We start from the raw sequence: 21,132 nt of genomic DNA, 5'->3' as shown, positions 1-21,132 counted from the left end.
ATCCTAGAGCAGGACTGAACGTTCATTAAGGCTATGACCCGGTTGCGATGACCACCATGAGCGGTTCCTCCGGCTTTGCCTGTTGTCGCTTCTTGCCCGGCCGGCCGTCCGATCGCGAGAGTGGTCAGCGGATTCCCCCATCGCCCCGGTGGCGTCCGCCACGCTGCCGGGGCCCCCTCAGACGAGCTCCGGGACCCGGTGCTCGAAGATCCACGCCTGCGGGTCGCCCTTTCTGGTCAGCATCCGCGCCACCAGCGGGAACATCGCGTCGCGGAGGGCCGCGCCGATCGGGCCGGCCGTCTTGCCGCTGCCGTTGCGGCGGCCGTGCGCGACGACTCTCCGCACCCGGGCCCGGCGCAGCCGCTCGTAGCGCTCCAGCGCGACGGCCGGATCGCCGATCGCCTCCAGGCACCGGCCCAGGGTGACCGCGTCCTCGATCGCCATCGACGCGCCCTGGCCGGACGAGGGCGCGACGGCGTGGGCCGCGTCGCCGATCAGCACGGTCCGCCGCGAGCGCCACACCGGCACCCGGCGCAGGTCCTCGGTGTTCCACGGGCCGAGCACCTCGTCGCTGGCCCGGATGATCTCGGCGGCCGGCAGGTCGTCGCCGGCGAAGAGGTCGATCAGGTAGTGCTTCCAGGTCTCCGGGGTGAACTCGCCGGGCCGGACCGGTGCCCGGCGCGGCGGATTGGCGAACCACCAGACGCGGCTCTGCGGGGCCGGCTCGGCCACCCAGCCGAAGAAGGCTCGGCGGCCGAAGGCCATCTGCACCAGGCCCGGGGCGCCGGCGTCGACCGGGCGGCCGGTGAATCCGCCGGCGTTGAGCAGCCCGAGGTAGGCCGGCTCGGCGGCGCCCGGGTTCAGCACCGCGCGGATGCGGGACCGGATACCGTCCGCGCCGACCAGCAGCTCGCCCTCCGCCGCGCCGCCGTCCTCGAACGTCACGCTCACCCCGCCGGACCGCCGGGCCGCGCCGGGCAGCCCCGGCGACGCGGTGACCCCGTCCGGGTGCTCGGTGAAGCCGGCCGCCCGGCGGCCGTGCTCGATCGGGATGCCGCGCTCGGTCACCGCGGACCGCAGCGCCGCGTAGAGGTCGGCACGCCGGATGGTCGTGGTCGTGGAACCGTCCGCGGCCGGACCGCCGAGCGGCAGGACCGCGAGCTGCCGGCCCCGGCTGTTGCGCATCGCGAGGGTCGGCGTGGGGAAGCCGGCCGCCAGCGCCCGCTCGGGGTCGAGGCCGAGGTCACGCAGGGCTGCCACGCCGTTGACGGCCACGGTCAGGAAGGCGCCGCGCTCGTCGGCGCCGCGCTCGCGGGCCTCGAAGACGCGCGGCTCCCATCCGGCTCGATGCAGCGCGATGGCGGCGACGGCTCCGGCGATGCCCCCGCCGGCGATCAGGGCTCTCGGCTTATTAGTCATGTTATGACTATTGATGCCATGACTAAGAATCGTCAAGGCCTATTCTGTGCGCCATGAAGCGGTCCCCCCTCGCGATGGTCCTGCTGGCGCTGCTGGTGGAGGCGCCGATGCACCCGTACCGGATGCAGCAGATGATCAAGGAGCGCGGGCAGGACCAGCTGGTCAACGTCGCCCAGCGCAACAGCGTCTACCAGGCGCTCGACCGCCTGGTCCGGGACGGCATGGTTCGCCCCGGCGGCACCAGCCGGGAGGCGGGACGGCCGGAGCGCACGGTCTACGAGGTGACCGAGGAGGGCACGGCCACCCTGCGGCAGTGGGTGCTGGAGACGCTGCCCGAACCGGCCCGCGAGTTCCCGGAGTTCCCGGTGGCGCTCGCGTTCCTGCCGATGCTCAGCCCGGCCGAGGCCGCCGAGCTGCTGAGCCGCCGGCTGACCACGCTGGCGGACCGGGCCGCCGGCATCGAGGCGCAGGCGCCACCCGGGTTGCCGAGGATCTTCCTGGTCGAGGACGAGTACCGCGTCGTCCTGCTCCGCGCCGAGATCGCCTGGCTCCGCGCCCTGACGGCGGATCTGGAGTCGGGGCGGCTCACCTGGGACCGCGCGCTGATCGAGGAGACGCTGCGGCGTTTCAGCGGCTAGCCGCCGCTGCCCACCCCGATCCAGGCGAATCGCGGCTGCCACGCGGGCCAACAACTCGCCAAGATCGCGAGAGGGCGGCGCGGCGGAGCGGGCGTCAGGTGAGGCCGGCGAGCAGTTCGTCGGCTGCCGCGTAGGGGTCGAGGTCGCCGGCGGCCACCTTCGCGGCCAGCTCGTTCAGCGTGGTGCCCTGGGACGGGTCGCCCATCCGGGCCCGCAAGGCGCCCAGCGCCAGCGCCGACACCTCGGCCGCGGCGCGGCGCTCGCGGCGGGTCCGCAGGTTGCCGCTGCTCTCCAGCCAGTCGCGGTGCTTGGCGATCGCGGCAACCACGTCGTCCAGGCCCTCGCCCTTGACCGCCACCGCGCGGGTGACCTGCGGCCGCCACTCCCCCGGACCGCGCTCGCCGAGGGCCAGCATCCCCTGGATGTCGCGGTAGGTGATGTCCGCGCCGGGACGGTCCGCCTTGTTGATCACGAAGACGTCGGCGATCTCCAGGACGCCGGCCTTGACCGCCTGGATCGCGTCGCCCATGCCCGGCGCGAGCAGCACCAGGGTGGTGTCGGCGAGCGAGGCGATCTCCACCTCGGCCTGGCCGACACCGACCGTCTCGACCAGGATCACGTCGCAGCCGGCGCCCTCCAGGACGCGTACCGCCTGGGGTGTCGCGGCCGAGAGGCCGCCCAGCTGGCCGCGGCTGGACATGGATCGGATGTAGACGCCCCGGTCGGCGCTGTGGTCCTGCATCCGGATCCGGTCGCCGAGGATCGCGCCGCCGGTGAACGGGCTGGACGGGTCGACGGCGAGCACGCCGACCCGGGCGCCTGTCGCGCGCAGCGCCCGGACCAGCTCGTTCGTGGTGGTGGACTTGCCGACGCCGGGCGCGCCGGTCAGGCCGACGACCTGGGCGCGGCCGGCGTACGGCGCCATCGCGGCGGCCACCTCGGGCAGCGCCGGATCGCCGTTCTCGACGAGGCTGATCAGGCGGGCGACGGACCGCGGATCGCCCTCTCTCGCCGCGGCGACGAGAGAGGGGACGTCGCGGGACCTTCTCACGCGGCCGGGGCCTCGGTCACCGGCGCGCCGGCCGGCACCTTGAGGATCAGCGCGTCGCCCTGGCCGCCGCCGCCGCAGAGGCCGGCCGCGCCGAGGCCACCGCCGCGCCGCTGCAGCTCCAGGGCCAGGGTGAGGGCGAGCCGGGCGCCGGACATGCCGATCGGGTGGCCCAGGGCGATCGCGCCGCCGTTCACGTTGACGATCTCCTCACTCACCTTGAGCTCGCGCGCCGACTGGATGACCACCTGGGCGAACGCCTCATTGATCTCGATCAGATCCAGATCGTCCACCGAGAGGCGGGCCTTGTCCAGGGCGTGCCGGATGGCGTTGGCCGGCTGGGACTGCAGCGAGCTGTCCGGGCCGGCGACGTTGCCGTGCGCGACGATCTCGGCGAGCCAGGTGAGCCCGAGCTCCTCGGCCTTGGCCTTGCTCATCACGACCACCGCGGCGGCGCCGTCGGAGATCGGCGAGGCGGAGGCCGCGGTGATCGTGCCGTCCGCGGTGAAGGCGGGACGCAGCTTGGCGAGCGACTCGGCGGTGGTGTCCGGGCGCACGCCCTCGTCGGTGTCGACCGGGCCGGTGGCGCCCCGGCCGCCGGCCGGGACCGCGGCGATCTCCTCGGCGAACCTGCCCTCGCGCTGGGCGGCGGCGGCACGCTGGTGGCTGAGCGCGGCGAACGCGTCCTGCTCGGCGCGGGTGATCCCCAGCCCGGTGCCGCTGGTCTCGGTGGCCTCGCCCATCGAGATGCCGGCCCACGGGTCGGTGAGGCCGTCGAAGGCCATGTGGTCGCGGGCTGTCACGTCACCGAACTTCTTGCCCTGGCGGGAGTCGGTGAGCAGGTGCGGGGCGTTGGTCATCGACTCCATGCCGCCGGCCACCACGATGTCGAACTCGCCGGCCCGGATCAGCTGGTCGGCCAGGGCGATCGCGTCCAGCCCGGAGAGGCACACCTTGTTGACGGTGACGGCCGGGGTGGTCATCGGGATGCCGGCCGCGACGGCGGCCTGCCGGGCCGGAATCTGGCCGCAGCCGGCCTGCAGCACCTGGCCCATGATCACGTATTGCACCTGGTCGGGGCGGACGCCGGCGCGCTCGAGGGCGGCGGCGATCGCGTGACCGCCGAGGGCGGTGGCGGTCAGATGCTTGAGGTTGCCGAGCAGGCGCCCCATCGGGGTCCGGGCGCCACTGACGATGACGGAGCTGGTCACGGTCACGATCCGATCTGCGTCGACCGAGTGCTGAGGAGACACCCGTCTGGCCTTAACGATGGGTCAGGCCCGAGACTAACCGGATGACGGACGTCTCATCGAGTAACAGTGCCCCCGAGAATCTCACATTCTCGGACGTCGAACTGCTGCGCATCGACCACGTCGGGATAGCGGTCGCCGACCTGGACGCGGCGATCCGGTTCTACGCGGAGAACCTGGGTTTGCGGTGCGTGCATCAAGAGACGAACGAGGAGCAAGGCGTACGGGAGGCGATGCTCGCGGTCGGCGACGACAGCGGGCCGCGGATCCAGCTCCTCGCGCCGTTGCGCCCGGACTCGGCGATCGCCAAGTTCCTCGACCGCAGCGGCCCCGGCCTGCAGCAACTGGCCTACACGGTGGCCGACGTCGAGGTGGCCGCGGCAAAGCTGCGGGCTCGCGGGCTGCGCCTTCTGTATGAGACGCCACGCCGGGGCACCGGCGGATCGCGGATCAACTTCGTGCACCCCAAGGACGCCGGTGGTGTCCTGGTGGAGCTGGTGGAGCCGGCCTGACGGGTACGCCGGTCGGGTGATTTGACCTGACTCATCCCGACCGGCCTGGCAGGATCGAGAGCATTGAGCAGCTCCGACGACACACCCGGACCGACCGCGGTCACGGAGAGCCCCGACTGGGCAGGTGACAGCGGGAGGACAGCGAATTGACCGGTGAGTCGAGCATCGCATCCGTTCGGCCCGGTACCCGGCTACGGTCCTGGTCAAAGCTGATCTACGATGCGGTTCGGATGCCCGTCCGCTCTTGCATGTCCGTCCCCTTCTCGCCAGGATGGCGCAATGCCCCAGCAGCAGGATCAGAACCTGGCCTTCTTCGAGACCGCTAACTCGCAGCACGACTTCACCGTGGTTCTGCGGGGTTACGACCGTCACCAGGTCGACGGACACATCGGCCGGCTGCTCGCCGCGCTGAATCAGTCCGAGCAGGCTCGCGGTGAGGCCGAGCAGCGGATGAACGACGCCCAGCGTCGTCTGCGCCAGGCCGAGCAGCGGCTCAACGCGCTGGAGCAGAAACTCGCGGACTCCAACAAGCTGTTGGAGGAGAACAACCGGCCGACGCTCTCCGGGCTGGGCACCCGGGTGGAGCAGATCCTGCGTCTCGCCGAGGAGCAGGCGAACGACCACCGCAACGAGGCGAAACGGGAGTCGGAGGGCATCCTCTCCGCGGCTCGCCTCGAAGCGCGGGAGATCACCGACAAGGCGCGGGCCGAGGCCGCCGCGATGAAGGCCACCGCCGAGCGGGAGGCCGGTCAGCTGCGGACCCACGCCGAGCGCGAGGCCGCCGAGAACCGGGTGCAGGCCCGCCGCGAGGCCGACACGCTGCGCTCCGACGCGGACCGCGAGACCAAGCAGCTGCGCACGGTCACCGCGCACGAGGTCGCCGAGCTGAAGTCGACCGTGGAGCGTGAGGTCGCCTCGATGCGGGCCACCGCCGAGCGGGAGATCACCCAGGCCCGGGCCAAGGCCGCCCGCGAGGCCGAGGAGAAGCGCGCCGAGGCCACCAAGCTGCTCACCGACGCACGTGACAAGCGTGACAAGGACCTGCAGGCGCTGGCCCTGGAGATCGCCGAGCGGCGGGAGAAGGCCGAGCGCGAGGAGTCCGAGCGGCACGCCGCGCAGATCGCCGCCACCCAGAAGATGGTGGCCGAGGCCGAGGAGCGGGCCCGCGCCGCCGAGGACCGCGCCAAGGAGATCGAGCAGCGGGCCGAGAGCCGCCGGATCGAGTCCGAGCGCAGCGCCGCCGAGGCCGTCGAGAAAGCCCGCGCGCTCGCGGAGAAGACCGTCACCGAGGCGCGCACCGAGTCCCACCGTCTGCTCAGCGAGGCCCGCACCGAGGCCGAGCTGACCACCCAGGCCGCCCGCCGCGAGGTCGAGGACCTCACCCGGCAGAAGGACGCGGTCACCAACCAGCTGGGGCAGATGCTCTCCGGCCTGTCCGGTCTGGTGCCGGGCGTCGGCGGCGCCGCGGCGGTCAAGGCGGTGGCCGAGGCGGCCGCGCCCAAGCCCGCCGAGACGGCCGCCAAGCCGGCCGAGGCCCCGGCGCAGCGTGCCCCCGAGCAGCCCGCCCAGCCGGCCACCCAGTCGCCCGCTCAGCAGTCCGGTGAGCCGGTCGCTGAGGCGGATGACCAGGCCGAGGCCGGTGACGAACCGGTGACGGCTCAGACCAACTCCTGAGATATTCGACGCGTCGCCCTCGGGTTGCGGAGCCGCCGTGAGTACGCGACGGTGAATTCGCCGGACGGTCGTGGCGTAATTGAGGCCGTATCGGAGTTTCTCCGGTGCGGCCTCGCTCGTTTTCGCCGCGTAGCCTTGGGTCGTGGCAAGCCCGGGTCAGACAAATCGCAAATGCCCGCACAATCGCAACTAGCCGCATAGTCCCTGCCAGCCCGGTGTGTATGCACACGCCTCGGGACGATGCGTATGTGAGGATGGACAGCATGTCGCACGGCGGTGAAATCTTCGGTCTCAGCGGGGACTCGGCCACCGAGCCGAGCTTCGAGACCGCCCTCCGGGGCTACGAGAAGAAACAGGTCGAGCGATACGTGGCGCGGGCGGAGAACGAGATCGCCGCGCTGGCCGCCGAGCGCGAGCAGGCGTATTCGCAGATCCAGGCGATGAGCGCGCAGATCGAGCGGCTGCAGCAGGAGATGACCCAGGTCCGGCGGCAGTCCGGCGCGGTCGGCCAGGTCTCGTTCCGGCACCTCGGCCCCCGTGTCGAGCAGATCCTCGCGCTGGCCGAGGAGCAGGCCGAGGCGATCAAGGCATCGGCGACCGACGACATCGCGAGCCGGCTCGCCGAGGCCGAGCGGATCCGGGCCGAGGCCGAGGCGCACGCGCACGACGGCATCCGGGACTTCGAGATCGCCCTGGCCGCGCGCCGGGCCGAGGAGGAGAAGGCCGACGCCGCCAAGCGCGCCGCCACCGAGAAGGCCCTGGCCGCGACCCGGCAGAACGCCGAGCAGATGCGCAGCGAGGCCGAGGCGACGCTGAACCGGGCGCGCAACGAGGCGCAGCACCTCACCGACAAGGCGGTGCAGGAGGCGCAGCGCACCAAGGCCGAAGTGGACGGTTACGTGCAGTCCACCCGGGTCCAGGCGGAGCAGGAGCTCAAGGCGCTGCGCGAGAAGGCGCAGCAGGAGATCACCGCGAAGCGGGCCGCCGCCGAGCGGGAGGCCGCCGACCTGAAGGCCGCCGTGGACCAGGAGCTGGCCCTGCGCCGGCACTCGGTGCTCGAGGAGCTGGGCCAGATGCGGTCCGGCGTCGAGAAGCAGTGCGCCGACCTGCGCAGCGAGGCCGACAAGTACGCCGAAGAGGTGCTCCGGCGCTCCGACGAGCAGGCGACCGCCGTACGCAAGGAGATCGCCGCTCAGCAGGACAAGATCGCCCAGGCCGGCCGTGATCTGGAGGCCGCGCAGGCGAAGATCGCCGAGGCGGAGGCTCGCCGGGTCGCTGCGGAGCAGCAGGCGGCTGAGTCGGAGACCGAGTGCGAGCGCGTCCAGCAGCGTCTCTCCGAGACCCAGCAGAAGCTGGAGGCCGAGCTCAAGCGGGTGACCGAGGCCGAGCGGGCCGGCGAGGCCGCCGAGCGGCACGCCGCCGAGGTGCGCCGGCAGGTGCAGCGCGAGGCGAAGCGGGTGGCCGAGCTCGCTGCCGCAGCGGTGATGGCGGCGGCCGCCTCGCCCGAGCCCCAGGACGGGTACGCCGAGGACGAGCCCGCCGCGGAGAAACCGGCCGCGGAGAAACCCGCGGCGCAGGCCACCCAGCCGGTGCCGGCCACCGCCGCTGCGCCGGCCAAGGTCACCGCCTCGGCGAAGGTGACGGTCCCGCAGGCGAGCCGGGTTCCGGCCGACGCCGAGTAACCGGGAAAGCGGGCTCCGGCCGACGCCGGGCGACCGGGAAAGCCGGCTCCGGCCGACGCCGGGCAACACCGGAAAGCGATCATCGACACGCCGTCTCCGCCCGGGTAGCGGAGGCGGCGTGTCGGCGATAGCGTCCGGTGGTGTCGTCCGAGACGCCTGCCGAGAAACCCGCTCCGAAGCCCGCCGACGAGCCCGTTCCCCCTGATCCGGCGGCCGGTTCCGGCAGCGACGACGACGGCCGCTTCGGTGAGCCAGGGCGGCCGCTCAACCGGCGCAGCCCGTTCCTCTTCGGATTCCTCTTCGGACTCGGCGCCATCCTGGCGTACGCGCTCTTCCTCGGCGTCCGCAACGCCGCCTCGATCCTGGTCCTGATCTTCATCGCGCTGTTCCTGGCGATCGGCCTCAATCCGGCCGTGGAACGGCTGCGCCGCTGGGGCGTGCGCCGTGGCGTGGCCGTCACGATCGTCTCCCTGGCCGTCGTCGGCCTGCTGGTCGGCGGCATCATCGCGCTGATACCGCCGCTCGTCACGCAGACCACCGAACTGATCAACAACGCGCCCGAGACGATCGAGAGCTTCCGGCGCAGCGAGACCGTCAACGAGCTGATCCAGCGCTACGACGTCGTCACCAAGGTGCAGAGCGCGATCAACGCGGGCACCGTCGGCAACGCGGTCGGCGGTGTGGTCGGCGGCGCCCGGCTGCTGTTCGGCACGGTCTTCAACATCCTGACCGTGCTGGTGCTGACGATCTACTTCATGGCCGCGTTCGAGCGGATCAAGGAGACCGGTTACTCGATCGTCCCGGCGTCGCGGCGCGAGCGGGTGCGGCTGCTCACCGACGAGATCCTCACCAAGGTCGGCGCGTACATGGTGGGTGCCCTGGCGATCGCCATCCTGGCCGGGGTGAGCACGTTCGCGCTGGCCCTGGCGCTGGGATTGGCGTACCCGTTCGCCCTGGCCGTGGTGGTCGCGGTCTGTGACCTGATCCCGCAGATCGGCGCGACGCTCGGCGCCGTGGTGGTCAGCCTGGTCGGGCTGGCGTCCTCGATCACCGACGGCGTCGTCTGCATCGTGTTCTTCATCGTCTACCAGCAGGTCGAGAACTACCTGATCTACCCGAACGTGATGCGCCGCTCGGTCAAGGTGAGCGACGTGGCGGCGCTGGTGGCGGCCCTGGTCGGGGTCGGGCTGTTCGGCGTGATCGGCGCCCTGGTCGCGATCCCGATGGTGGCCGCCATCCAGCTGATCATGCGGGAGGTGCTGGTCCCCAGCCTGGACGAGCGTTAGCCGTCCAGCGGTTTGAACGCCGCCGTGGTCCGGTCCGCGTACGCGTTCATGTCGCCCGTCTCCATCGGCCCGTCCCACGTCGCCGGCAGCGGGGTGGGCACCTCCGGCGCGACCCGGCGGACGATCTCGTCGAGGATCGTCTCGGCGTCACCGACCCAGAGGTGCTTGCCGCCCTCGACCGGCAGCACCTCGCACTGCGGGATCGCGGCGAACCGTTCCTTCGCCTCGGCCGGGCGCAGGTAGTCGTCGAACTCCGGGATGATCGCGGTGAGCGGCTTGCCGGCGTCGGCCCAGGCCCGCAGGTGCTCGGGCTGGGAGAAGCGCAGCGGCGGGGAGAGCAGGATCGCGCCGGTCACCGCCGGGTCCAGGCCGTACATCAGGGTCAGGTCGGTGCCGAACGACCAGCCGATCAGCCAGATGCCGGGGAGGTCGGCGAACTCCGCGTACTCGATCGCGGCGGCCACGTCGAACTTCTCGTCCACGGCGTTGCTGAAGGAGCCGCCACTCGTACCCCGTACCGAAGAAGTTCCTCGGGTGTTGAAACGCAGGACCGCGATCCCGGCCAGGGCCGGGAGCCGCCACGCCGCCTTGCGATAGATGTGGCTGTCCATCATCCCGCCGTGGGTGGGCAGCGGGTGCAGGCAGACGAGGGTGGCCACCGGCTCGCGGTCGAGCGGGCGGGCCAGCTCACCGACGAGGGTGACGCCGTCCGCGGTGTGCAGCTCGATCTCCTCGCGGTGGGCGGGGAGGATCGAGTTGGCCCGGATCTGGTTGCTCATGCCCTCGATGATCCTTCATCCGTAACGGGGGGCGTTGCGTGACCGCTCCACCCCCGGGCCGCGCCGGTCCCGCGCCCGCCAGCAGCCGGTGTGCCAGTGCCGCCGGTCGGACTCGTCGCCGTAACCGCCGGCCGGCCACGCCACGATGTGCGCGACGCCGGGACGGATGTCCCCCAGGCAGCCCGGGCACCGATAGATCTTGACCGCCGCCTGCCCGAAGATGTTGCGCACCATCCACTCGCCGTCCTGGTACTGCTGGACGCGCTGCTCGGTGATACCGGGACGATCCGGACCCGGCTCCTCGGCATAGTGCTTCTTCTTGAGAGGGCGATTGCGGCGGGGGCTCACAACTCCAAGAGTACGTAGTGACTGTTCAGTAACAATCACCCTAGACTCCGGACATGACGGCGACTCACGTTCCCGGCCTGCCCGTGATCGAGGACGGCTGGCTCATCTCCACCAACCCGGCCACCGGCGAGGAAGCCGGTCGCGTACCGATCTCCGACGAGAAGGCCGTCGTGGCCGCCGTCGAACGCGCCAGAGCGGCCGCCGTCTGGTGGCAGGGCCTCGGCTTCGAGGGGCGCAAGGTGCGGCTGCTGCGCTGGCGCACGCTGCTCGTCGAGCGGATCGAGGAGCTCGCCGAGCTGGCGCACCGGGAAGCCGGCAAGCCGATCACCGACGGGATCATCGAGGTCACCGCCGCCGTCGAGCACCTGGACTGGGCCGCCCGCAACGCGAAACGGGTGCTCGGCCCCCGCCGGGTGCGCACCCGGCTGCTGCTCGCCGAGCACGCCGGCCACCTGGAGTACCAGCCGTTCGGCGTGGTCGGCGTGATCGGCCCGTGGAACTACCCGGTCGTGACGCCGGTCGGCCCGATCAGCGGCGCGCTGGCGGCCGGCAACACCGTCGTCCTCAAGCCGAGCGAGTACACGCCGATCGTCGGCCAGTGGCTGGCCGACACGTTCGCCGAGATCGTCCCCGAGCACCCGGTGCTGCAGGCCGTGCACGGGCTGGGCGACGTCGGCGGCGCGCTCTGCCGCTCCGGCGTCGGCAAGGTCGCGTTCACCGGCTCCACCGCCACCGGCAAGAAGGTGATGGCGGCCTGCGCCGAGAACCTGGTACCGGTGGTGATCGAGGCGGGTGGCAAGGACGCGCTGATCGTGGACGCCGACGCGGACGTGACCGCCGCCGCCGAGGCCGCCGTCTGGGGCGCCATGACGAACGCCGGGCAGACCTGCATCGGCATCGAGCGGGTGTACGCGGTCGCCCCGGTCTACGACAGGTTCGTGGACGCGGTGGTGGAGAAGGCCGGCAAGCTGCGCACCGGCACGGAGATCGGGCCGATCACCATGCCGAAGCAGGTCGACATCATCCGCGACCACATCGAGGACGCCCTCGCGAAGGGCGGCCGGGCGGTGCTCGGTGGCGCGTCGGCCGTCCAGGCGCCCTACGTCTCCCCGACGGTCCTGGTCGACGTCCCGGAGACCTCGTCGGAGATCCGGGAGGAGACGTTCGGGCCGACCCTGACGATCACCAAGGTGCGCGACGCGGACGAGGCGGTGGAGAAGGCCAACGACACCGCGTACGGGCTGGGCGGCGCCGTCTTCGGCAAGAAGAACGCCATCCGGATCGCCCGGCGGCTGCGCTCCGGCATGGTCGCGGTGAACGGGACGCTCACCTTCGTCGGCATGGGCAACCTGCCGTTCGGCGGCGTCGGCGAGTCCGGGTTCGGCCGGATCCACGGCGAGGACGGGCTGCGCGAGTTCGCCCGGGCCAAGGCGATCACCGTACGGCGGGCCAAGTCCCTGCTCCCGGCGATGACCTTCGAGCGCACCCCGGCCCAGGTCGGGCAGATCGTCAAGGCCCTGCGGCTCCTCTACGGCCGCAAGCCTTAGGGCCTGTCCTAGTCTGGTCGGGTGGATCATCCGGCGGTCGAGGTCAGCGGTCTGCACGTCAGCTACGGCTCCACGCCGGTCCTGGTCGACGTCGGCCTGGTTCTGCCGGCCGGCGCCGGGATCTGCGTGACCGGGGAGAACGGCATCGGCAAGTCCACGCTGCTGCGCTGCGTGAGCAGTCTGCAGCAGCCGGACGCCGGTGAGATCCGGGTCTTCGGCGCCGAGCCCGGCGACACCCCGGAGTTCTGGCGTGCCGTGGTCACCACCGTAGAACCGCCCACCTGGTACCCCGGCCTCACCGCCCGCGAGCACGCCGAGCTGATCTGCCGCGCGCACGGCCAGGATCCGGCCGGCGCCGGGCTCGACGAGGCCTTCGAGCGGTTCGGCCTGGCCGGGCACGCCGACGCCATCCCGCCGTCGCTCTCGTCCGGCCAGAAACAGCGGCTCACGCTGATCCTGGCCCTGATCCGGCCCAGTTCCCTGCTGATCCTGGACGAGCCGGAGCAGCGCCTCGACCCGGACGGCAAGGCCGCCGTCGCCGCGATGCTCGCCGAGTACCTGACGACCGGCGGCTCGCTGCTGATGGCGAGCCACGACGACGCGTTCGCGGCCGCGTCCGGCGCCACGGTGACCACGATGGACGCCCTGTGACCGGCTCCGCCGTCGCGTTACGCCCGCTCCGGCGCTGGATCCGCAGCACCCAGGCGTCCCACCGGGAGCGCGGCGCCACGCTGAGCAACGTCTACATCGCGGTGCTCTGCGTGGCGATCGGCGCGGCCGTGTTCAAGGTCCAGCTCACCGCGATCTTCTGGCCGGCCGCCCCGTCGCTCTCCGGTGTCGCCGCGCTCTCGGTGTCGGTGATCTGCGCCGCCCTGCTCTACCTCGCGCTGCGCCGCCTCGGCCCGATCACGCTGAGCCGCCCGGCCGCGTACTTCCTGCTCACCGCCCCGGTGAGCCGCCGCCGCCTGCTGCTGCCCTCGGTGCGCCTCGGCGCGGCCGGCGCGGCGCTGACCGGCGCCGCGGCAGCGTTCGCCGTGCTCGGGCACGCCGGTTCCCGCGACGCGCTGCCCACCCTGCTCGTCGCCGCCGGCGCGGTCCTCGGCCTGCTGATCTTCCTGCTCGCCGCGAGCTCCGCCGCGTTCGACCACCTCGCCTCGCTGGCGCTCGCCATCGGCCTGGCCGAGCTCGTCGCCGAGGCGGCCGGATGGACGCCACCCGCGCTGGGTGGCCCGCCCGCAGCCGCGTCGCTGGTTGCGCTCACGGGTGCGCTCACGGCCGTCGTCGTGGCCGGCTTCACCCTTCTGGTACGGGGTCTGGCCCGCACCCGCAACGACCGCATCCTGGAGTCCGCGAAGACCGCCGGCACCCTCTTCGACGCGGCGTTCGGCATGGAACCGTCCTGGGTCACCGACATGCTCGAACGGCGGTACTGGGCGAACCGCCGCCTGCGCTCCACCCGCCCGCCGGCCCGGCTCCCGGTGCTGACCGGGCAGGACCTGCTGCTGGCCGGGCGGCGGCGCCCCCGGCTGCTCTGGCTGCTCGGCGCCACCACGCTGCCCCTGCTGCTGACCTCGGCGCCGCACTGGCTGCTGGCGATCGTCCTGCTGGCCGGCATGATGGTGGCCGCACAGACCTCGACCGCCACGATCCGCACCGACGCCGGCAACCCGGTGCTCGCCCGGCTGCTCGGCCTGACCTCGCGGCAAGTCATCCACCAGCGCTTCTGGGTGCCGCTGGCGCTGGCCGGCATCTGGGGGACGCTGGCGCTGGCGCTGCTCCAGCTGACCGGGAACCTCCCCGACGGCCCGTGGTGGACGCTCGGCCTCGCCCTGGCGCCGGCCGGCGCGGCGGCGGCGGTCCGGCACGCCCGGGTCGGTTTCGTCCGCAACGACCTGCTGGCGCTGGACACCCCGATGGGCACGGTCTCCACCGGTCCGCTGGTCAACTCGGTCGCCGGCCCGGACCTGCTGATCCTGGGCCTGCCGGCCGTGCTGGCCCTGGCCGGCAACGATCCGCTGCCGTGGTCGTCGGTGCTCCTGCAGGCCGGGATCTCGCTGCTCGGCGCCCGCGCCTACCTGAACGTCACCACGGCCGAGGACCGCACCGAGCTGACGGCCCGCTGACACACGCGGCGTGTGGATTTCAGGCGCGGAGCGCACCCCCACTCGACACGCCCCAACGGACCAAACCCGTGTGTGGAGTTGAGGCGCGGATCGCGCCCGAAATCCACACGCTCGGGCGCTAGAAGAGGGTCAGCTCGTCGCGGTCCATGCCGCGGAGCTTGCCGTAGTCCACGACCACGCACCGGATCCCCCGGTCGGTGGCGAGCACCCGCGCCTGCGGCTTGATCTCCTGGGCCGCGAACACGCCCTTCACCGGCGCCAGCAGCGGGTCCCGGTTCATCAGTTCGAGGTACCGCGTCAGCTGCTCGACCCCGTCGATCTCGCCGCGGCGTTTCACCTCGACGGCAACCGAGCCGCCGTCCGCGTCCTTACAGAGGAGGTCGACCGGCCCGATCGCGGTCATGAACTCGCGGCGGACGAGCGTCCAGCCCTCGCCGAACGTCTCCGGGTGCGCCGCCAGCAGCTCCTGCAGGTGCGCCTCCACCCCGTCCTTGACCAGGCCCGGGTCGACGCCCAGATCGTACGAGTAGTCCTGGAAGATCTCCTCGAGGGTGATCCGGAGCTCCTCGCCGGCCTTGTTCACCACTTTCCACACACCGGGGGCCTCCTGCAGCTTGCAGGGCGGGCTCATCCAGTTCAGCGGCTTGTAGGCCCGGTCGTCGGCGTGGATCGACACCGACCCGTCGGCTTTCACCATCAGGAGCCGCACGGCGGGCGGGAGGTGGGCGGACAGCCGTCCGACGTAGTCCACTGAGCATTTCGCGATGACCAAGCGCACCGGACGACACTATCCGACCCTGCGCGGCGTGCGTGCCGGTGCCATGCTGAGAGCGTGTTCGAAGTGTTGACCGGCACAGGCCTCGCGGCATCCGCCGGCCTGAATGCGTACATACCTCTGCTGACGATGGGTCTGCTGGCCCGCTTCACCGGCGCGATCGACCTGCCGTCCGGCTGGGCCTGGCTGGCGAACGGCTGGACCCTGACGATTCTCGCGATCCTGCTGGCGATCGAGGTGGTGGCCGACAAGGTGCCGGTCGTCGACCACCTGAACGACGCGGTGCAGACGTTCGTCCGCCCGACCGCCGGCGGCCTGGCGTTCGGCGCGGGCTCGACGGCCGAGACGGTCACCGTCACCGACCCGGGCTCGTTCTTCAGCTCGCATCAATGGGTGCCGATCGTGGCGGGTGCGGTGATCGCGCTCGCTGTGCACGGGGTGAAGGCCGCGAGCCGCCCGGTGGTGAACGCGACGACGGCCGGGGTCGGCGCGCCGGTGGCGAGCACCGCGGAGGACATCAGCAGCGTGGTGATGTCGATCGTGGCGATCGTGCTGCCGGTCCTGGTGCTGATCGGGCTGGGCGTGCTGATCTGGGCCACGTTCTGGGTGTTCCGGAAACGCCGGCAGAAAAAGGCGGCTGTCGAGACCCGGCAACTCTTTGGTTGACTCTTCGGGTGCCCGCTCTCGCCGTTCCCGTCTTCGCCCTCACCGCGTGGCTGGCCTGCTATCTGGTCGGGCGTGATCCACGACGGACGGTTCTGCGGTGGGCGGCGGCGGCGCTCGGGGCGTACGCCATCGGGCTGGTGATCTGGACGCTCGCACCCGGCGGCGCGGCCGCCCAGATCTGGCTCTGCCTGCCGGCGCTGGGCTGGGCGGGCGCGGTGGTGGCGCTGCTGCCGCTGACGCCACGGGAACGGCGGTCGATCGACCGGGGCGCGCTGGTGCTCGGGGTGCTGTTCCTGGTGATGGTGGTCGCGCTGCCGCCGGCCGGTCGGCTGGTCGCGCTGACCCCGCTGGCCGGCGCGCTGTCGCTGCTGTGGCGGCTGCGCGCGCAGGTGTTCCCGCCGCGTCTGCCGGCCGCGATGACGATGCTGGCGGTGCTCTACGCGGCCGCCCTGGCCCTGCTGCTGGTGCCGGCGCCGGGCACCGAGATCCCGGCGCTCGCGGCGCTCGGCGTGGATCTGCTGGCGGCCGGCTATCTGATCGCGGTGGCGCACGCGGTGGAGACCGGTGAGCGGCTGCGGCCGGACCTGCGGCGGTCGCTGACCGGGGCGATCGCGGTGACCGTGCTGGCCGGCGTCCCGGCGGCGGTCACGATGATGCTGACGGACGGCGACGACGTGGTGGCGGTCCTCCAGTTCCTGATCCTGGCGGTGGTGGCCGCCGGCGCCGGGCTGGGCAGCCGGGTGCGGCGTCTGCTGGATCGGGTCGCGCTGGCCGACGAGGGTCCGTTGCGGACGGACCGGGCCGCGCTGTTCCTCAACGCGGACGCGCTGCTGCGGCGCCGCGAGCGCCGCCGGCTGGACGGCATCAGCGAACCGGAGTTCCTGCGGCTGACCCGGCGGGCGCTGTCCGATTTCGGCGATCTGGACCGGCTGACCCGCAGCCCGCTCACGGATCTGCCGGCGGTGGAACGGCGGCTGGCCGGCCGGGAGGACCAGCCCCGGGCGCGGGCCCGTGAGCTGCGCGCGGTGCTGCGGGAGTCGGTGTCGGCGCTGCGCCCGCCGGGTCCGTTCGGGACCACGGACGAGTGGCGGTACTACAACGTGCTGCAGTTCTGTTGCGTGCTCGGCCTCAACCCGTATGCGCGGCGGCCGCGCGCCGACGGCATGAGCCGCGAGGCACGGCTCGCGGTGGACTGGTTCCGCAGGTACGTGCCCCGGGACGTGACCCGCCAGTGGCAGCAGGAAGCCGCCATGATCGTGGCCGGCCGGCTGTGGGAGGAACAGAGCCTCACGGCGACACGCAACGGCTAAATGCCCTAATTGGGCAGATGTGGCTAAACTCCCCCAACATGGACTCCGGGGGTGCGCGTGGGTAGTCACCGCAACGCGTTGGTCGCCGCTGTCCGGCAGGAACTCGCCGAGGCTCGGGGCACCGCACGGGCGGTGCTGGCCGCCGCCGAATCCGCACGGGGCGAGGCCCAGCAGCGGAAACGGATGGTGCGCGAGGCGTACGCGACCTGCCTGACTCAGCTGGCCGCGGCCCGGGAGGCCGCCCGAGACGACATTCAGCGGCGGTACCGCAGCGAGGCCGTCCGGCTCGCCGGGCACCTGCGCGGACTCGCCACGGTCAGCGCCACCGGCGCGGCCGGGGCGCCGTGGCGGGTGTGGGCGCCGAGCGAGCCGGAACCGGGCGACCGCCCCGGCCTGCTGCGGATCGGCACTATCGCGTTCGAGGAGACGGCCGCCCTGCCCGCGCTGGTGCCACTGCTCGGCGCCGCGCATCTGCACCTGAGCGGCCCGGCGCCGGCCCTCGATCAGATGATCACCGGATTGTTGCTGCGCGCGCTCGGCAGCACCCGGCCCGGGGACGTGCAGCTCACCGTCTACGACCCGGAGCAACTCGGCGGGACCCTCGCCCCGTTCGCGCCGCTCGGGCCCGCGCTCGTCGGACCCGGCGCGTTCGGGTCCCTTCTGGACGAGCTGGTCGAGCACATCTGCCGGATCAACGGGATGCCCGGGCCGCGGACCGAGCCGTGGCGGCTCGTGGTGCTGCTCGCCGATCGGGCCACCGCGGCCGAGATGACAGCCGTCCAGCGGGCTCAGCTCGACCGGGTGGTGCGTACCGGGGTGGCCAGCGGGGTTCACCTGATCGTGCGCGGCCTCGACGTCGAGGACATCGGCAGCGTGGAACGGGTCGTGGTGCACGAGCAGACCGCGTTCTGCGACTCGCTGGGCCCGCTCGCGATCACGCTGGACCCGCCGCCGCCCGCCGACCGGGTCACCGCGTTCTGCAAGGCGGCCGCCGACCGGCTGCACGCCGGACCGGCCCCGGCCCGGCTCAGCGACCTGGAGCCGCCCAAGTTCTGGGCCGCGTCCGCCGCGCACGGCCTGGCCGCGCCGATCGGCGACTGCACCGACGGGACGATGGTCGAGGTCCCGCTCGGCGACGCGTACCCGCACGTGCTCATCGGCGGGCCGGCCGGCTCCGGCAAGACCAACCTGATCCACGTCTGGCTCGGCTCGCTCGCCACCCGGTACGGCCCCGAGGAACTCGCCCTCTACCTGCTCGGCTTCTCCGAGGGGGTGTCCTTCGCCCGGTACGCGCCGGGCTCGCGCGACCCCAGCTGGCTCCCCCAGGTACGCCTCGCCGGGGTCAACGTCAACGCGGACCGGGAGTTCGGCCTCGCGATGCTGCGGCACCTCGCCGAGGAGGTGCGCGCCCGCTCGCTGCACGGCGCCGGCTCGCTCGCCGGGCTGCGGGCCGCCGCCCCGGACGGGCACTGGCCCCGCATCGTGGCCGTCATCGACGAGTTCCAGACGCTGACCACCGGGCGCGACGCTGTCGCCGAGGAGGCCACCGGCCTGCTCGCCGACCTGGCCCGGCGGGGCGGCCCGCAGGGCGTGCACCTGATCCTCGCCTCGCCGGACACGATCGGGGTGCAGACGCTGGCCGGCCACGTGCCGCTGCGGATCGCGCTGCCCAAGGCCCGCCGGGTGCTGACCGACGACAACCTGGCGCCCGCGGTGATCCCGCGCTACCACGCCGTGGTGAACACCGAGTCCGGAGCGCCCGGCGCGAACCGGATCGTCCGGCTCCCGGACGCCGGTGACCGCACCGTCTGGCGCACCCTGCAACGCCGGCTCTGGCGCTCCCGGCCGGTCGGCTGCGAGGAGCCGCGGCTCTTCGACGGCAACGCGGTGCCGCGCCTGCCCGCCGCGTACCGGCCGGCCGGGCGGCTGCCGGGCGCCGGCGACCCGGTCGGATCGTCACCGGGCGCGGTGCTGGGCGAGCGGATCGACGTGGCGGCGCAACCGGCCCGGCTGCGGCTCGGGCGGATGCCGGGGCGCAACCTGGCGGTGCTCGGCGCCCGTACCGACGAGGCCGGCGACGTGCTCGCCGCGGCCGCGCTCTCGCTGGCCGCGCAGGGTCCCGCGCACTTCAGCGTGATCTGCCTGGCCGCGGAGGCGGAACGCGCCGCGGCCAGGCTGGTCGCCGAACTGCCCGCCGCCGACTGGTACGACTCCGCGGACGTCACGTTCGACCTGCCCGTCACCGACGTGCCGCACTACGTCCTCGGGTACGCGCTCGACGCGGCCGGGCCCGCACACCGGGAGTCGCTGCGCGCGCTGCTCGACACCGGCCCGGAGCGGCGCACCCACGTGCTCGGGTGGTGGCGGACCGTACCCCGGCTCCGCGACGACCTGGGCGGGCTCGGCGCCGGATTCGAGGCGATCGGCGCCTGGGTGGCGCTCGATGTGCCCGGCGCCGACCTGGCCCCGCTGTACCCGCAGCCCGGCGGCCCGGTCTGGTACCCGCGCAACCGGCGGGCGCTCTTCTTCGACCGTTCGGTACACCGCACACCCGAAGTGATCATCCCGTACGAGGTGAACAGTGACCACACGTGACCGGCAGCCCCTGGGCCGCGACTACCAGCTGATGGTGAGCGCCCTCTCCGAGGTGTCCCGCCGCCGCGACAGCGAGCTGGACAACGCCGAACAGGCATACCAGGACCACGCGTCACGGGCGGCCGGCGAGCTGGCCCGCGCCGAACACGACGCGCTCACCGCCGACCGCTGGGCCGGGGCGGCCGCCGCCCAGGTGCTCGACGTGGACCGGGAGGCGGCCCGGCTCTGGGACCAGCTGCGCCGGGCCCGCGGGATGCGGGTGCGCGCGCTCGGCGAGGTGCCGGAGCCGGCCCCGATCGAGGCGATGCCCCGGGTGGCGTTGCAACGCCGGCCGGAGGCGACCGGCATCAGCGGGCCCGGCGGGGCCGCCCCGGGCAGCGCCGGCCCGGGCGGCGGGGCTGGCGACGGGGCTGGCGCGGGTGGCGGGGCCAGCGTTGGCGCGGGTGGCTCGAACGGCATCGACTCGGCTGGGATGGGCGCGGCCGGCTTCGGCGCCGGTGGCATCGGCGCGGCCGGCTTCGGCGCGGCTGGCATCGGCGCGGGTGACATCGGCGTTGGCGGCCTCGGTGCGGGCGCTCTCGTGCCGGGGCGGCAGTCGCCGCGCGCGCTGCTGTCGCGGGCCGCCGAGCGGATCGATGTGACCGCCCGGCCGGCGCGGCCCGGGCTGACCCGGTGGGTGTTCCCGCTGCTGCCGCTGGTGGGCGCGCTCTGCGCGACGCTTGCGGGCCTGGTCGCCGTCGGCTTGGTGACCTTCGGGGGTACGGATGTGTTCGCCGGCGTGGTGATCCGCGGAGTGGGGTGGCTCGGATTCCTGGTGGCGCCGTCGACCGGGGTACCGGTGGCCGCCTGGCTGGCACACCGCAGGTTGCACGCCCGCCTCGACATCGGCGGAATCGGCCTGACACTGCTCGGCGGGATGGCAGCGGCAACAGCGTTGTCACTGGCGTTCGCGGGCCAGCGCTGAGCGGTCACGCGCTCGCCGAGGCCGCCGAGCCGTAGTCGCCGAGCCGTAGCCGCCGAGGTCGCCGAGGTCGCCGAGGTCGCCGAGGTCGCCGAGGTCGCCGAGGTCGCCGAGGTCGCCGAGGTCGCCGAGGTCGCCGAGCCGTAGCCCAGACCGGTAACGCAGCGGGCCCGATAACCTGCCCCAGCAACGGCTCGCGGCACCCGGCCGTAGCCCACGCAGGCAAATACGGCCCCACACCAGCGCCAGCTACGGCCCGCGCCTCCGAGCCGTAGCCCACGCAGGTAAAACGCCTCGGTAGCCTGCCCCAGCTACGGCCCGCGCCTCCGAGCCGTAGCTCACGCAGGTAAAACGCCTCGGTAGCCTGCCCCAGCTACGGCTCGCGACACCCAGCCGTAGCCCAGAGCGGTATTCACGCCCGATAAGGACCCGTCGATTAATAACTCGCTGCTTTGATCAAGCTGGTGGGGTTGATTCCGGCGTTGCTTGCGTGTGCTGCGAGGTCGGTGCGGGTGGTCA

The 21,132-nt window shown here is 72.9% G+C and carries 18 protein-coding genes; 12 read left to right on the top strand and 6 right to left on the bottom strand.

What is annotated here, in order from left to right:
- Nucleotides 1–177 precede the first annotated feature (177 nt).
- Nucleotides 178–1,419 carry an NAD(P)/FAD-dependent oxidoreductase gene (locus tag AB0F72_RS23005; protein ID WP_360434882.1) on the bottom strand — a complete coding sequence of 414 codons (1,242 nt, stop codon included), beginning with the start codon at nt 1,417–1,419 and terminating at the stop codon, nt 178–180.
- Nucleotides 1,420–1,472: 53 nt separating this feature from the next.
- On the opposite strand from AB0F72_RS23005, the gene AB0F72_RS23000 reads away from it, so the two are divergent.
- Nucleotides 1,473–2,057, top strand: coding sequence for a PadR family transcriptional regulator (locus AB0F72_RS23000; RefSeq protein ID WP_360434880.1), 585 nt, complete (start codon nt 1,473–1,475; stop codon nt 2,055–2,057).
- 94 nt (nt 2,058–2,151) lie between these two features.
- Here the strand turns inward: AB0F72_RS23000 and meaB are convergent, their stop codons facing one another.
- Nucleotides 2,152–3,108, bottom strand: coding sequence for a methylmalonyl Co-A mutase-associated GTPase MeaB (gene meaB / locus AB0F72_RS22995; protein ID WP_360434878.1), 957 nt, complete (start codon nt 3,106–3,108; stop codon nt 2,152–2,154).
- Nucleotides 3,105–4,316 (bottom strand): acetyl-CoA C-acetyltransferase, encoded by a 1,212-nt coding sequence (locus AB0F72_RS22990; protein WP_360434876.1) that lies wholly within the window; start codon nt 4,314–4,316, stop codon nt 3,105–3,107. Before AB0F72_RS22990 ends, meaB begins: the two co-directional genes overlap by 4 nt.
- A gap of 83 nt (nt 4,317–4,399) precedes the next feature.
- On the opposite strand from AB0F72_RS22990, the gene mce reads away from it, so the two are divergent.
- The 4 genes from mce (at nt 4,400) to AB0F72_RS22970 (ending at nt 9,509) form a co-directional block, all read left to right on the top strand.
- The gene (gene mce, locus AB0F72_RS22985; protein WP_360434874.1) at nt 4,400–4,867 is read left to right on the top strand and encodes a methylmalonyl-CoA epimerase; all 468 of its coding nucleotides are present in this window, start codon (nt 4,400–4,402) and stop codon (nt 4,865–4,867) included.
- Between the two features lie 279 nt (nt 4,868–5,146).
- Complete coding sequence (locus tag AB0F72_RS22980; RefSeq protein WP_360434872.1) at nt 5,147–6,541, top strand: cell division protein DivIVA; 1,395 nt, start codon at nt 5,147–5,149, stop codon at nt 6,539–6,541.
- Between the two features lie 254 nt (nt 6,542–6,795).
- Nucleotides 6,796–8,223 carry a Laminin subunit beta-1 gene (locus AB0F72_RS22975; protein WP_360435095.1) on the top strand — a complete coding sequence of 476 codons (1,428 nt, stop codon included), beginning with the start codon at nt 6,796–6,798 and terminating at the stop codon, nt 8,221–8,223.
- 137 nt (nt 8,224–8,360) lie between these two features.
- Nucleotides 8,361–9,509, top strand: a complete 1,149-nt coding sequence (locus tag AB0F72_RS22970) for an AI-2E family transporter (protein ID WP_360434870.1) — start codon at nt 8,361–8,363, stop codon at nt 9,507–9,509.
- On the opposite strand, the gene AB0F72_RS22965 is transcribed toward AB0F72_RS22970, so the two are convergent.
- Entirely contained in the window at nt 9,506–10,288 is a 783-nt protein-coding gene (locus AB0F72_RS22965; RefSeq protein WP_360434868.1) for an alpha/beta hydrolase, read from the bottom strand. The two genes, AB0F72_RS22970 and AB0F72_RS22965, sit on opposite strands and share 4 nt — an antisense overlap.
- A 15-nt stretch (nt 10,289–10,303) precedes the next feature.
- Nucleotides 10,304–10,636 (bottom strand): hypothetical protein, encoded by a 333-nt coding sequence (locus tag AB0F72_RS22960; protein ID WP_360434866.1) that lies wholly within the window; start codon nt 10,634–10,636, stop codon nt 10,304–10,306.
- 53 nt (nt 10,637–10,689) lie between these two features.
- On the opposite strand from AB0F72_RS22960, the gene AB0F72_RS22955 reads away from it, so the two are divergent.
- Genes AB0F72_RS22955 through AB0F72_RS22945 form a run of 3 tightly spaced genes read left to right on the top strand, consistent with a single transcriptional unit; the run spans nt 10,690 to nt 14,306 of the window.
- A complete protein-coding gene (locus tag AB0F72_RS22955; protein ID WP_360434864.1) occupies nt 10,690–12,183 on the top strand; it encodes an aldehyde dehydrogenase family protein in 1,494 nt (497 codons plus the stop codon).
- Between the two features lie 21 nt (nt 12,184–12,204).
- Nucleotides 12,205–12,834 (top strand): ATP-binding cassette domain-containing protein, encoded by a 630-nt coding sequence (locus AB0F72_RS22950; RefSeq protein WP_360434862.1) that lies wholly within the window; start codon nt 12,205–12,207, stop codon nt 12,832–12,834.
- Nucleotides 12,831–14,306 (top strand): DUF6297 family protein, encoded by a 1,476-nt coding sequence (locus tag AB0F72_RS22945; RefSeq protein ID WP_360434860.1) that lies wholly within the window; start codon nt 12,831–12,833, stop codon nt 14,304–14,306. The genes AB0F72_RS22950 and AB0F72_RS22945 overlap by 4 nt, the downstream gene beginning before the upstream one ends.
- A gap of 118 nt (nt 14,307–14,424) precedes the next feature.
- On the opposite strand, the gene nucS is transcribed toward AB0F72_RS22945, so the two are convergent.
- Nucleotides 14,425–15,084: an endonuclease NucS gene (nucS, locus tag AB0F72_RS22940; RefSeq protein WP_360434858.1), complete on the bottom strand. Its 660-nt coding sequence runs from the start codon at nt 15,082–15,084 to the stop codon at nt 14,425–14,427.
- Between the two features lie 54 nt (nt 15,085–15,138).
- Here nucS and AB0F72_RS22935 point away from each other — a divergent pair, with 54 nt between their 5' ends.
- The 4 genes from AB0F72_RS22935 to AB0F72_RS22920 are packed head-to-tail and all read left to right on the top strand — an operon-like array spanning nt 15,139 to nt 20,616.
- A complete protein-coding gene (locus AB0F72_RS22935; protein ID WP_360434856.1) occupies nt 15,139–15,747 on the top strand; it encodes a DUF4126 domain-containing protein in 609 nt (202 codons plus the stop codon).
- 8 nt (nt 15,748–15,755) lie between these two features.
- Entirely contained in the window at nt 15,756–17,057 is a 1,302-nt protein-coding gene (locus AB0F72_RS22930; protein WP_360434854.1) for a hypothetical protein, read from the top strand.
- 57 nt (nt 17,058–17,114) lie between these two features.
- A complete protein-coding gene (locus AB0F72_RS22925; protein ID WP_360435093.1) occupies nt 17,115–19,652 on the top strand; it encodes an FtsK/SpoIIIE domain-containing protein in 2,538 nt (845 codons plus the stop codon).
- A complete protein-coding gene (locus tag AB0F72_RS22920) occupies nt 19,639–20,616 on the top strand; it encodes a hypothetical protein (protein WP_360434851.1) in 978 nt (325 codons plus the stop codon). Before AB0F72_RS22925 ends, AB0F72_RS22920 begins: the two co-directional genes overlap by 14 nt.
- Nucleotides 20,617–21,132: the final 516 nt, after the last annotated feature.

This window comes from Actinoplanes sp. NPDC023936 (genome assembly GCF_040639325.1).
In the GTDB taxonomy this organism is placed as follows: Bacteria; Actinomycetota; Actinomycetes; order Mycobacteriales; family Micromonosporaceae; genus Actinoplanes.
The sequence above is the reverse complement of the archived record's forward strand: the minus strand, read 5'-3'. Positions and strand labels throughout refer to the sequence as shown.